Below are 13,255 nucleotides of genomic sequence, written 5' to 3' on the forward strand. Positions count from 1 at the left end.
GCTCGGTGCCAGGTTATTCTTTCTCAAAACCCCTTTTCACACAAAGGGGTTTTGTCATTTTAGTCAAGACAAGGTTAGTTTTTTTGGTTTTTCATGAACCGTTTGCGGTAAATCAGTTCTAGTTGGCCACCATATTCTTGGATCAGGGAAATTTGTCGGCGATATAGACCTCGAAATAGGTTAGTAAATAATAGGGTAACGATCGCCACGACTAATCCGACAGCAGTAGAAATCAAGGCTTCACTAATTCCTGCGGTTACGCCAATATTGTCCATCCCCCCCAGATCTCCGATACGCAGGGCAGAAAAAGCGTGAATTAGACCGAGAATGGTTCCTAACAACCCCAATAGAGGAGCTACGGTAATTACAGTTTCAAAGAGGGTATTATATCGCTTCAGGATAGGGATTTCTGCTTGTCCTGCGCTTTCCAGGGCTAATCGGAATTCTTCTGGGGTGGGTTGATCCAGTTCCAGAGCAGCAATAAAAATTCTGGCCAGAGGTAAATCTCGATTCTGATCTAATTTGATTAAGGTCGTTGTCACATCCTGACGATAGATTCGTAACACCTCTTGTGCTAATCGTTTTTGGCGGCGAGTGATTTGCCACCAAAACATCAACCGTTCTAGGATCAAGGTAGTTGCTAGGATAGAAAATCCTAACAACGGTACAATCACAACTCCACCCAAGGAAAATAGGCTGTCTATCACAGTTAGCGCACAGATAAGAAGCTAAGTATCGGGAAAATGATCGATTTGAGCATAACCACTAAACAATAGATTTTTACCTTGAGTTTCTAGGCGATTAATCCGCAAGGTAACACCATCGAGGTCAAATCGATCTAGATCAACCATATCATTCAAGATGTCAGCTAGAGCTTGGGTTAAGGTTTGAGCGCGATCGCATAGTTCTGGGGGAATACGATCTTCTTCAAACTGAGCGTCGCTAAAAATGATGCGTCGGCGACGTTCCACCACTAACGTAGCTTTCATGGCAATCGGAATCAGCTCACCTCCTCCCACATCCGTTTTCGCCAATAATCGAATTTGATGATTGGGAAGTAACTCAACCGAAACCTCTTTAAACGAAACCGGATTTCCTCCAGACACTTCAGTTAAGGTAGGTTGAGTTAGATTCTCCAACCGTTTCGTCACCAATTTTGCCTGGAAGGACTGGTTAATGCCAGCTTCAGATAGGGTGATTTGGGCAACAGCCTGAGTGGGTTGCTTCAAGCGCAATTTCCCCCCAAGCAGAGCGCTAAAATCAAGGGCTACAGCATCCGTTTGAAACGACATCTCCTCCATAGGAAAGTCATTGCGAATGAGTAAGCCCCGGCCTTGCATTTGCAAACCATCGATCGCTCCTTGTAGAATTTTGCTAGATGGATAACAGCGAATCGACACCTCAATCGATTCACTGCGGGTGAACAGATGACGAATCGACTGGCTCGCCACGGTATTGAGGAGCCTCTCTCCCATATCTGTATTTCCAGGACTGCCAAAGAAACCGGTGACGCCAGTAAACATGCTGTTTTTCAGTTAGATACAGTTCTACACTCGATTAATGTAACAAATTGTAAAGCAACCGACAACATAAGACCTCTGAACTCAGGGCAGATCTCGGCTCAATGCTCGAAGATCGAGGCTTCAGGGCGGATTTTGGCATTGGGAAATATAGAAATCCCCAGGATCGCGAGCTAAACTCTCTCAGGGTTAGCAATATACAGAAATAAATCTTCACGCTTCAAGGAGTAGGGTGAGATGAGATTCATCAAAAAATGTAAAAATCTTTATTAAGAATCGCTGCAATACCTTGAGAATATTTTAGTCTTGAGGCAACCTAGAAGAAGAGAGGTGAAGTAAGAATTCAGAAATTTGCTGATAAGTTCAGCCCTATTCAAGCATCTTCCGAGGATATAACCATGCATACATTAAATCACGATCTAGATACCAAACTAATAGAGGCTGATGGCCGATACCTCAATGCACAAGAGCTTTATCCTTTAGAGCAATATTTGCAAAGCTATCAACTCCGGCTACAAACCTATCAGCTTCTGAGTGAAAACAGTGAAAAGCTGATCGTCAATACCCTCCGTAAATTTGCCCAAGCCTATCCAGAGTTAATCAAAAATCATGGCGCTCGATGCAAATACGATATGGGTTCAGTCATTCGTTATATTGCCTTGTCAATTTTGCGGAATGACGAGATGTTCTTCAAAGAACAAATGATGTTTTGGCTCGACACTATTTTAGTGGCTTATAAACGCACCAGTCATTGTACGAGGGTTTATGACTATTTGCATAAAGAAGTGGATGAGCTGTTGCCCCCTAACTGTAGTAGTTTAGTCCATCCTTATATCAAAATCATTACCGTGATGTTGAACTCCCATGTTTAAGTAAATCGATCCTGTTGTAGAGGAAAATACACCCATGAACTGCCCCCCTAAACCCATAACTGTCAGTCGAACTTCATCGCTCGAAGAACGGCAACAAGCGCTGATCGCCATCTATTATCAAGTATTGGAGCGTCAGCCTTATCAGTATGAACACAAACTTTTAAAGAAAGCCGAGCATCAATTTTTGCACGATAAAATTGGAGTACGTCGGTTTCTGAAAGAGCTAGGTCATTCTGCTGTTTATCTGGATTCTTTCTATCACCGTTACTCCAATGTGAAGTTCTTAGAAATCTGCTTGAAACACTTTCTTGGTCGTGCGCCAAAAGATAAAGCTGAAATTCAACACTATTCGCAAACTTTAACCACAAAAGGTGTTGACCAGTTAATTACCGCTATTCTAGATTCAGAGGAATACCGGAAAGTTTTCGGATGTTTTACCGTTCCTTATGCGCGATCGCCCAAATATTACGAATCACCCCAATCTTACCTAGAAACCCAGTGGTTGAACTCCGAACACATTGGGCAACGGGGAACCACTGTCCCCACCCGATATTGGCATGACTTAGGCTGGGTGTGTGAAGGAGGAGTTTGCCATCCCGAAGCTGGCGAAATTCTTAATCCTCCGATTTCCAACGAAGTTGAAGTAGCTGTTCAGGAATTAGTCAAGCTCGTGGAATCTGAACAGGGACAAAAAGCATTAGCGTCAATTTCACCTCAACAACTGGAAAAATTACGGTCAGCGATTGGTTGATGATTGTGTATTGTTCCGTCTTCCTAACTCAAACCTGCTTCAGCAGGTTTTTTTGTGGCTAGAGAAATCATTCCGTTGGCCTCCTAAATTTGTTATGACAGAGGAGATCCTTTCATGTCTTGAAGGTCAACCTTATGTTTGATCATTATCTGATGCGTAAACGAGCAACCCGGTGGATCTCTTGCCTGGGCTTGTTTTTGGTTGTATTCAGTATCATTGTAGTAACTGGGCATTTAAGCTGGAGTCTCCCCCTTGAGTCAAAAGAGCCTTCAGATCGACAAGAGTTAATCAGTGTCGTTAACCATCTAGAACAGATGTGGAAAAACGATTACACCGATTACTTCCAATCAGGGACTAGGAATCAGTCAGCCCTACAAGCACCAGAAATTGCCGAGTTTCTGGCTCGGAAGGAGAAAGAAACTGGAAAAACCCCAGCGCTACTCTATCTTCATCCTATGCCAGAAGGTCTAAATTTACTTTTGATGACGGCTCAGGGTCATCTAACCCATCATCAGATCCAAGATGCATCTCAACCTAAACTTGGGGAAATCGCTGATGAATTTCGCAGCACAATCACCAATCCCCGATATATCCGGACAACGCGATATCAAGCTTCGGCACAACAACTCTACGAGTGGATCATCCGCCCGATAGAAGCCCAATTAGAAACGGAAGGCATTGACACCTTACTCTTATGTACAGGAGTGGGATTAAGATCGGTTCCGTTTGCTGCCTTATTTGATGGTGAGCAATTTTTAGTGGAAAAATATAACTTGGCGATGATCCCAGCGTTTAACTTGATGACGGTGGGAGCAGAAAAACCCCAACAGTCAAAACTTCTGGCGATGGGAGCCTCGGAGTTTAAGAATCTCAATCCTTTACCTGCCGTTGCCCTAGAATTGGAGTTGCTCCGTGAGGGGATAGTGCAAGGGCAAAACGTTTGGGAGAGCCGAGCGTTTTTGAATGAGGAATTTACCTTAGAGAACTTACAAACCCAATTGGAATCCCAGGATTTTGATATTGTTCATTTAGCCACCCATGCTGAATTTCAGCCGGGAAAACCGAATCAATCCTATATTCAATTTTGGGATACTCAGCTTACCCTGGATCGGATTCGCCAACTGCCTTTGGATGATCCGCCTTTGGATTTACTGGTGTTGAGTGCTTGTCGGACGGCTATTGGCGATCCGGAAGCGGAATTAGGGTTTGCGGGATTAGCGTTTGAAAGTGGTGTGCAATCAGCGTTAGCGAGTCTTTGGTATGTCAGTGATGGGGGAACTTTGGCACTGATGAGTGAATTTTATCAGCAGTTACCCAGGGTTTCAATGAAAGCGGAAGCCCTGCGCCAAGCGCAAATTTCCCTATTACGAGGAGAAGTAAGTTTAAATAACCGTGAATTACGGGGGAGTCGGGGGGCGGTGGAATTACCTTCAGAGCTAAGTAATTTGGCTATTGATAATCTAGCCGCTCCGTTTTATTGGGCGGCTTTTACTCTCATTGGTTCTCCTTGGTAGACAGAGGGTAAGGATCATCAGCCACAATGGGAACAGATCGATCTCAAGTGGAGGACATACTGATGATCTTTAGCTTTGAACGGAAACAGTGGGTTGCCGTTGCGCTGGCGACAGTGGTGTTTGTCTCTGGTTGTGCGGGTACGACCGGATCTTCATCTTCAAGCAGTAGCCAACGGAATACGCCAACCCAAACTCAGCCCCAGAAGAGTTCAGAGGATACGACTCAATCTTGGCAAAATACGCAACGGGAGACGACTAAACGCAATGCTGCACCAGCCGTGAAGAAGGAAGCGCTTCCAGGTTCTCGTTTGAACCGCTTTTTCCCCAGGTCTGGGGATGGGTATCAGGTGGTTGCAGCTCAGGAGAAAAAGGGATTTTCTGAATATAAGCTGAAGCAGGGAGGAACAGATATGGCGGTTTTGTCGATTTCCGATACGATTAGTTTGCCTGCGGCTCGGAAAAAGTACGAAAAGAGTACCAAAAATATTGGGGGGTTTCCGGCGGTGACTCAGGGGAAAAATATTACGGGGGTTTTGGTGGCCGATCGCTTTCAAGTGAAGGCCCAATCTCGCGATCAGTCTTTTACAGAGAGCGATCGCCAAGTTTGGCTGCAAAAGTTTGATTTGCAAGGATTATCCAGACTGAAATAATGGGAGATTTAGGGGCGGGTAAAACCGCCTCTTGAATGACTGATCTATGGACAGGAATAAAAATGACAAATTTGGCGGTACTCGAACAGACGGTCGCATCAATGTTGAACCCTCAAGTGGCGGCTCCCGATGGGGGGGAGGTGGTTGAGGAACTGTTGGCTTGGGAAAAGTGGGGGAAAAAGGAGAAAGCGCCCTATAGCTTCGAGCAACTAGCGGGAACTTGGCGCTTGTGTTGGATTACGGGGGAAAAACAACGGGGGCGATCGCTTAATTTGACGCAGATGAAGTTAGCGCAAACCCTGCTGCGGGTGATTCCAATTCAATTGGTTTACCGTCCGTTACCCGATTTAGAAGAGATCGAGGGGGAGAAATTTGAAGGGGGAGAAGTCGAAAATCGAATTCAAATCGGCTTGTTTACCCTAGTCGTGTTTGGGCCCGCAAAACGTTTAAAGTCTAATTCCATTCTAGCATTTGACTTTACGACAATGCAAGTGAAATTTTTCGGTAAAGTCCTATTTTCTACCCTGATTCGCAACGGAGAAAACCGCAACGCTCGATTCTATGGTGCGCCTATCCGGGAACTAGCGTTTTTCAACTACTTTTTAGTCCAAGATAACCTGATTGCTGCTCGCGGACGGGGGGGAGGATTAGCCCTTTGGGGAAGAAGTGCGGGGTAATGAGTAACGCCTATTGCCGTTTACCTCTTGCCCCTAGTACAAAGCCACGGCATCACTGGCGCGATGCGTAAAGCGATCGCTCTGCGAATTGCCAGGCAGTGATCTCCGTCGCCATAGCTGCTCAATAGCCATCACAGGTTAGCTTGTACACGATCATCCTCAACACTGAGGAGTGTCACTTACCGATCGCAAAAACTTGTAGAGAATAAAAACATCAGGATTTAGGGAGAATACCATGCTATCAGCGACAGACAAACTATCCGACTACATCTCTAGCCTTTTTGCTTCCGTTAGTATAATCAACTCCATTTCCACTGAAGACTTGTTCTTCCTCAAGCTAACCTGTCAAACCTTTAGCAAGGAGAGTGAAGAATACAAAGCAGCATATCGCATCTTAAGAGGTGTACAACGAGGTAAAGTCAAGATTGTAACAGAGTCCTTAGCCTGCTAGGAAAAACATTACAGCGCTTCGCGCTGTAAGAGAATGGACTAGAGGAAGAATTCACCTTTGGCAATGGGGATGACTGTACCGCCGACTTGAACCGAAATCGTATCTTGATGCCGGTGAGCGCTGAGGTGTAAGAGGGAGGGGCGATTAATTTCATAGCCTTGTTCGACGCGCACATTATGAATATCTTCAGTTTCTAAATAATGATGTTGAACTAAATAGCCTGCAAAACAGCCATTGGCGCTGCCGGTTGCGGGATCTTCGGGAATGCCGAGATAGTCGGCAAACATGCGAGCGCTAAAGGTATTTTCGGGATGTTTGGTTTCGGGACAAAAGACAAAAATCATTTTTACGGGCTTGTCTTCTATAAATTCAAAATATAAGGGTTGCTGAATTCGACATCGCTTGAGAGCGGCTTGGGTTTTCAGGGGAACGATAATAAAGGGAATTCCAGTCGAGACGGTTTGAATGGGAAAGCGATCGTCAATGTCTTCCGGTTCTAAACTGAGGATAGGAGCAAGGACTTCTTTAGAATAGGTAGCGGTAAATTCTGGCGGATTTTGCTGCATCCATAAGATTTCTGTTTGATTCTCCGTTTGCCAATGGACGGGAATTTGGCCGACTTGCAGGTTTAAGGTGACGCGCTCGACGGTTGATCCAATAATGGCTTGCTGGATGATGTAGGCAGTGCCTAGGGTGGGATGTCCTGCAAAGGGGAGTTCTTGCGTGGGGGTAAAGATGCGGACTGGGTAGCCACCATTTTCCGGGCGATCGCCTAAAATAAACGTAGTTTCTGAAAAGTTAATTTCCTTGGCAATAGTTTGCATCGTTTCCGTCGTCAGTTCTCCCGCATCGAGAATGACAGCTAATTGATTGCCGCTATAGGGTTTCACAGCAAAAACATCAACAATATAAAAAGGGACAGAAGCCATAGAAGCTCACACCAGTCATGGACTTAAGTTTAGTTTATCAAAGTTTTAGGGAAATTTAATATGGAGATCTCCTAAAATGGGAATACTTTATTGAAACTTCTAAAATCACAAATCAATGACTCGAACTTCAGTCTATTGGAAAAGAAGCCTACAAGTCCTTCTTGGCCTTGTTATCGCCGTCATGATTGGGCTAATCAGTGGGCGTTTCTGGAGCGCGGCTGCTTTTGAAGTCCGTTTGTTGCACACCAACGATCATCACGCCCATTTAGAACCCGTAGGGATGGGAGAAAATGGGACATTGGGAGGGATTTCTAAACGCAAAACCCTAATCGATCAACTCAGAGAAGAGAGTGCGATCGCCAATCAACCCTTATTCGTCTTAGATGCAGGTGACGTATTCCAAGGAACACTCTATTTTAACACCTATCAAGGGCAAGCTGATAGTAAATTTTACAATGCCTTAAAGTATGATGCCATGACCCTCGGCAATCATGAATTCGATCGGGGTCAGGAGGTGTTAGCAAAATTCATTCAAGGGAGTAAATTTCCCCTGGTTTCGGCTAATCTTAAAATCGCGTCTAACTCCCCTCTCTCTGGGTTAGTCCAACCCTGGACTATTCTGGAAAAGGATGGGCAAAAGATCGGGATTTTGGGACTCACAACTCCGGAAACCATGAGTATGGCAGAAGTTGGGGAAGGGGTGGAATTTTTAGACCCAGTGGAAGCAGCCAAAGAAGCAATCAAAGCGTTAAGCGAAGAAGGAATTAATAAAATCATTGCCCTCACCCATCTGGGAATTACTGAGGATCTCAAGTTAGCCCAACAAGTCGATGGAATAGATGTAATTATTGGCGGCCATTCCCATACCAGAGTCGGAGATATGCCAGAGGCAACTTATCCCTATCCTATTGTGGAAAAAACACCCAATGGTCAACCCATTTTAGTCGTCACCGCTTGGGAATGGGGTAAATATTTAGGGGATTTAGATATTACGTTTAATCGCCAGGGAAATCTTCAGAACTGGCAGGGAAATCTTCATCCTGTAAATGCGGAAATTACCGATCATCCTCAATTTGAGGAGATTTTAGAAGCTTTCGCTGAACCCATCGATCAAATGAAGGCTAAAGTGATTGGAAAAACCCCGGTTAAACTGAATGGCGATCGCCCGGATATTCGCCAAAAGCAAACCAACCTAGGCACTCTTTTAGGAGAAGCATTGCTGACCAAAACAGTCCTTAACAATACTCAAATTGCAATTATTAATGGAGGTGGAATTCGAGGAAGTATTGCAGCCGGAGAAATTAGCATCGGTGATGTTTTAGAAGCTTTCCCTTTTTCCAATACGATTATTGAAGTAGACTTAACGGGAAAACAGATTAAAGAGCTTCTAGAATATGGAGTCAGTCAAGTGGAGAAACTCGATGGTTGTTTTCCCCAAGTGGCGGGACTGAAACTGGATTGGAGCGCCGATTTACCGGTGGGTTCGCGGATGCTGAGTATCCAAACTCGACAAGCTGATGGCGCTTATGTTCCCCTAGATCTGGATCAAACGTATCGGGTAGTTACGTCTAGTTTTTTGTTTAAAGGAGGAGATGGATATAGCCTATTTGCTGAAGGTAAAAATATGATGGATACGGGGTATTTATTGTCTGATACTCTGATAGAATATATCCGCGATCGCTCCGACATTAACCCGTAACCCTTGGTTGTCCCTATCCCATGTTGTTATCCGTCCTCAAAAAGCGCCTAGGCTTATCCGAAGATCAACTGAAAAGGCTAGGCGCATTTCTGCTGCTGGCCTTAACCTTAGTGGGAACTCAAGGGTTAGCATCTTTACTCGCTCGTTCCCTGTTTTTGGCTAATGCAGGAGCGGATCAACTGCCCTTGCTCTATACCTTAACCCCGATTTGTGTAATTGCTATCTCTGGGTTGTTTTCCCAGGTGATTGGTCAATTTTCCCATAAGCGCTTGCTGCAATTGCTGCTGTTAGGTAGTGCCCTGTTTATGTTGGGGTTAAGAATTTTGGGATGGTTAGAGTCTGGACTCTATATTCTGTTTATCTTTTATATTTTTTCCGAAGTCGTCAGCGTGCTGGTGATTAAAATCGGCTTTTGGAATTTGGTGGCGGATTATTTTACGGCGTTAGAACTGAAGCGCTATACCTCTTATCTGAATTTAGCCTCTAGTTTAGGCTATTTACTGGCGAATACGATCGCCGGTATTGCCCTTCAGGTGATTAAACCCTCTGTGCTGGTGATGGCACTGCCGGTATTGTATGGGCTGGCGATCGCCGAAATGGTCTATATTGAAATTGACCAAAACGATATCGAAGTTAACGAACCCCATCAACAAGCGGAAACCCTCAAAGACTCCCTGCGCCAATTTCCCCAACTGATTTCCCGCTATCCGATTATTCTGTTTCTGACGGGCAATACCTTTTTACTCCTATTATTGCGGCTCTTAGGAGAATACCAATACTCAGCCATCTACGCTGAGACCTTGGGAGATGCCCAAAAATTAGCCAGTTTTCTCGCTTTAATGGCCACGCTCTTAAGTGTACTAGAATTTGGCTTATCGTCTCTCGTCACTCCCTGGTTAATTCAGACAATGGGAGTGCGACGCATGAATCTGATTTATCCGATCACCACCCTAGCTAGTTTTATCGGTTTATTTCTCGCTCCAGGACTCGGTTCGGCGGTTTTCACTAACATTAACCAGCGCTCCCTCAATTATGGTATGGCAGAAGCGGTACGTCTGCTGAACTATAATGCGGTTCCCCCGCGCATTTTGGGGCGGTTTCGAGTTTTGAGTGAAGGGCTATTTTCCCCGATTGGGCAAGTGTTAGGGGGTTTGATTCTTCTAAGCGCCCAAAAGTGGGGAAATTTAAGCACAACGGCCTTATTGGGTATTGGTTTAAGTATTATTTATAGTGGGGTGGGTTATTTGACCGGTCGCAGTTATCTAGATTCTTTAATGTCTATGGTAACGGAAGGATTGGTGAATTTAGAGGGGGTGAAAACGGGATGGGTGAAACTTCCGGCTTCCTATCAAGAGGAAGTGAAAAAAATGCTCACCAGTGGCGATCGCCAAACTCAGCTTTTAGGGCTACAATTAGCTACTCGTCTCCAGAACCCTAGCCAGGTGTTGCCGGAAGTGAAAACCCTGTTTTCCCACACCCACCCGGAACTGCGCCAGGGGGTAGTGACGTTTCTGAGCCAACTTCCGGCTGAGGATCAAAGCTTTTGTACCCGGAATTTGTTAGAGTCAACGGATCGCCTAGGACGGGCGATCGCCTTAGAATTGTTGATTATCTGTCAACAACCGGCTCCCGAACCCCAGCGATCGCAGTTTTGGGAAACGGGAAACCCAGAAATTCGCGCCCTGATTACCCTGGCAGACCTGCAAACCTCAAAAACCTCATTACCCGATGATTTAGACGCTTGGGCGGCCAATTTGCCCCCCCAGAGCCAACAAAATATCATCCATATCATCGCTCGCACCAGTAACCCCGATCTATTCATTCTGCTTGACCCCCTGATCCGCCATGCTCCCTTGGAAGTCCAGCAACAGGGGTTAGAGTATATAACCTGCCTCAACTGCGAGCTGTTTGCCCAGATCCGGGAGTTGGCCGCTTCCCAGTTGGGTCATAGCGATCCCCAGGTGAGAGCCACAGCCATTGCAATTTTGGGCAAAGCGCCGGAGGAAAAGCTTCTCCCCTATTTAGCCCAAGCTTTAACGGACGGCCATCCTCATGTGCGCGAACAAGCTGCCCAGGCCTTAGCCCATGGGGGAGAGAGCGCCCTATCTTGGGTGGAACCCTATCTAGAGTCGCCCCGTGCCGAAGTGGTGGATGGGGCGATCGCCACCTTGGGATATATGGGCACACCCCGCGCCGAAGATCGGCTCTATCACTATTTAGCGCCCCAGTTACAGCAATTTAGCCGCAGTTGGGACTGGCGGCAGCAGATTCCCGCAGACCGTCCCCAGTGGCAACTTTTGGCGATCGCCATTCGGGACTATCAAAAACGGGTTCTAGACCGGGTGTTCCATACCCTCTCCAGCCTGGGCTGTGGCGATACTCTGGACGCGCTCAAACAGGTGATTCATTCCCAGAATTTACGCGATCGGGCCAATGCAGTGGAAACCATCGCCTCCCTGCGCTATCGTCGATTTGTCCAACCCCTGCTCCCCTTCCTGGAAACCTGGGCTAGTGGTGGCTTGCCGCAACAGGACATCGAGACCGATGCCCAATGGATGAAAACCCAGGGCTATAAACTGATTTTAGAGAGCCTCGCTTCCCAAGACCGATGGTTAGAACTCGGTGCAATGGTGGCTTTGGTGGACATTCCTAAGACCCTGATCCAAACCCCCGATCCTCTGGTGCAGCAGGTGGCCAAAACCCTATTTCCCGCCGGAAGCCAAACCTGTCACCAGGAGCAAACCCTAGAGCGGATCTATATCCTCACCCGCGTTCAGCTCTTCCGCCATTTTTCCTTAGATGAGTTACTGTTGATTAATCAGGAATTAATCGAAGAACAGTTTGCCCCCGAAGAGGCGATCGTTACCGAAGGATCTCAACGCCACCATCTCTATATTCTCGCTTCCGGAACCGCTCAGATTGTCAAAACCATCGGCGGGAATCCCCAAATCCTGGCTACCTTCCACTCAGGGGATTACTTTGGAGAATCCCAACTCTTTAACCAAACCCCCGCTTGGGTGGATGTGATCGCCCAGAGCAATTGTACTTTACTGAAATTAGAGAGCGATCGCTTCCTCGATTTGGTCTACCAAAAACCCGATATGATTATAGAAATTTGCAAACGCTTCAGCACCTTCCTCAAGCAAAGTCTAGAAGAAACCGAGATTACAGTATAGGAATGGAGAGATAGGGAGATAGGGAGACAGGGAGATAGGGAGATGGGGGGATGGGGAGATAGGGAGATAGGGAGACAGGGAGATAGGGAGATGGGGGGATGGGGAGATGGGGGATGGGGAGAAGCGGGCAAGATGCCCGCACTCCTTCCTGTTTCGGAGTGGGAGCGTCTCGCTCCCTAGCTCCTTAATTAGCCCGCACTCCTTCCTGTTTCGGAGTGGGAGCGTCTCGCTCCCTTACTCCTTAATTAGTTTGCGTAGGGTGGGCAGGAGGATAAGCGAAATCATTCAACTTTTAACAACAAACCCTGCCCACCTTCATGCAATATTTTAATGGATTATATCAAGTCCGTTGGATCAGTTGTAATATGTCATTGCGAATGGAGCGGAGCGGAATGAAGCAATCTCGATCATCTCCGAATCTTGGCGTTTCCGCTTCGCGGACATGAAAAGCGAAGCTTGCGTGAAACGCGAAGCGCGAATGCTTCCCTTCGGTCGCAATGACAAATGTTTAACCGGATTTGATATTACCCGGACTTGATATTCCCCATTCCCCATTCCCTAACTAATGAACCCCATTATCCTCCTGCAAAACCTCTCCCTGTTCCAAAGCCTGAGCTTAGACGAACTGATTTTAATCTCCCAAGAGTTAGTCCAAGAACAGTATTTAGAACATGAAATCATCCTTGCCGCCGGTAAGGTGATGAACGCTTGTTATATTGTCGGGTCGGGAACCGTCATTTCTTCTAAACGCTCTGGAGACCAGTTAATCCCGATTAAGGAAATTGCTTCCGGTTCCGGTTTTGGCTATCTTGACTTATTTGATGACTCACCCTCCCAACTACAATTTACGGCCAAAACCGACTGTCAACTGTTCAAAATTGATAAAAAACGGTTAATGAGTCTAGGCTACCAGCGCCCCCAGATTTTGATCTCCATTTGCCGGGATTTTAGTCAAACCTTGCAGCAAGTGGTTTATCAACAATGGATGCAAGAGGTTCAGAGTTGTATCAATTAAA

At 46.2% G+C, this 13,255-nt stretch carries 11 protein-coding genes; 8 read left to right on the plus strand and 3 right to left on the minus strand.

The genetic code is table 11. The features are described from left to right. Positions 1-74 precede the first annotated feature (74 nt). A complete protein-coding gene (locus tag PMG25_RS05605; protein WP_283765920.1) occupies positions 75-674 on the minus strand; it encodes a MotA/TolQ/ExbB proton channel family protein in 600 nt (199 codons plus the stop codon). A gap of 54 nt (positions 675-728) precedes the next feature. Next, the gene (locus tag PMG25_RS05610) at positions 729-1,523 is read right to left on the minus strand and encodes an LmeA family phospholipid-binding protein (RefSeq protein ID WP_283765921.1); all 795 of its coding nucleotides are present in this window, start codon (positions 1,521-1,523) and stop codon (positions 729-731) included. Between the two features lie 395 nt (positions 1,524-1,918). On the opposite strand from PMG25_RS05610, the gene PMG25_RS05615 reads away from it, so the two are divergent. From PMG25_RS05615 to PMG25_RS05635, 5 genes are all read left to right on the plus strand, one after another. Continuing rightward, positions 1,919-2,392, plus strand: a complete 474-nt coding sequence (locus PMG25_RS05615; RefSeq protein ID WP_283765922.1) for a globin family protein — start codon at positions 1,919-1,921, stop codon at positions 2,390-2,392. A 34-nt stretch (positions 2,393-2,426) separates the two neighbouring features. Further along, positions 2,427-3,143, plus strand: a complete 717-nt coding sequence (locus PMG25_RS05620; RefSeq protein ID WP_283765923.1) for a phycobilisome rod-core linker polypeptide — start codon at positions 2,427-2,429, stop codon at positions 3,141-3,143. Positions 3,144-3,277: 134 nt separating this feature from the next. Further along, positions 3,278-4,657, plus strand: a complete 1,380-nt coding sequence (locus tag PMG25_RS05625) for a CHAT domain-containing protein (protein WP_283765924.1) — start codon at positions 3,278-3,280, stop codon at positions 4,655-4,657. Between the two features lie 26 nt (positions 4,658-4,683). Further along, complete coding sequence (locus PMG25_RS05630) at positions 4,684-5,307, plus strand: hypothetical protein (RefSeq protein WP_283765925.1); 624 nt, start codon at positions 4,684-4,686, stop codon at positions 5,305-5,307. 101 nt (positions 5,308-5,408) lie between these two features. Further along, entirely contained in the window at positions 5,409-5,984 is a 576-nt protein-coding gene (locus PMG25_RS05635; RefSeq protein WP_283765926.1) for a hypothetical protein, read from the plus strand. Positions 5,985-6,473: 489 nt separating this feature from the next. Here the strand turns inward: PMG25_RS05635 and PMG25_RS05640 are convergent, their stop codons facing one another. Then, a complete protein-coding gene (locus tag PMG25_RS05640) occupies positions 6,474-7,364 on the minus strand; it encodes a PhzF family phenazine biosynthesis protein (protein ID WP_283765927.1) in 891 nt (296 codons plus the stop codon). A gap of 115 nt (positions 7,365-7,479) precedes the next feature. Here PMG25_RS05640 and PMG25_RS05645 point away from each other — a divergent pair, with 115 nt between their 5' ends. The 3 genes from PMG25_RS05645 (at position 7,480) to PMG25_RS05655 (ending at position 13,254) form a co-directional block, all read left to right on the plus strand. Beyond that, complete coding sequence (locus PMG25_RS05645; RefSeq protein WP_283765928.1) at positions 7,480-9,063, plus strand: bifunctional metallophosphatase/5'-nucleotidase; 1,584 nt, start codon at positions 7,480-7,482, stop codon at positions 9,061-9,063. A 20-nt stretch (positions 9,064-9,083) separates the two neighbouring features. After that, positions 9,084-12,239, plus strand: coding sequence for a HEAT repeat domain-containing protein (locus PMG25_RS05650; RefSeq protein ID WP_283765929.1), 3,156 nt, complete (start codon positions 9,084-9,086; stop codon positions 12,237-12,239). A gap of 565 nt (positions 12,240-12,804) precedes the next feature. Further along, complete coding sequence (locus PMG25_RS05655) at positions 12,805-13,254, plus strand: Crp/Fnr family transcriptional regulator (RefSeq protein WP_283765930.1); 450 nt, start codon at positions 12,805-12,807, stop codon at positions 13,252-13,254. The last annotated feature ends 1 nt before the right edge of the window (position 13,255 follow it).

The organism is Roseofilum capinflatum BLCC-M114 (assembly GCF_030068505.1).
GTDB classification, from domain to species: domain Bacteria; phylum Cyanobacteriota; class Cyanobacteriia; order Cyanobacteriales; family Desertifilaceae; genus Roseofilum; species Roseofilum capinflatum.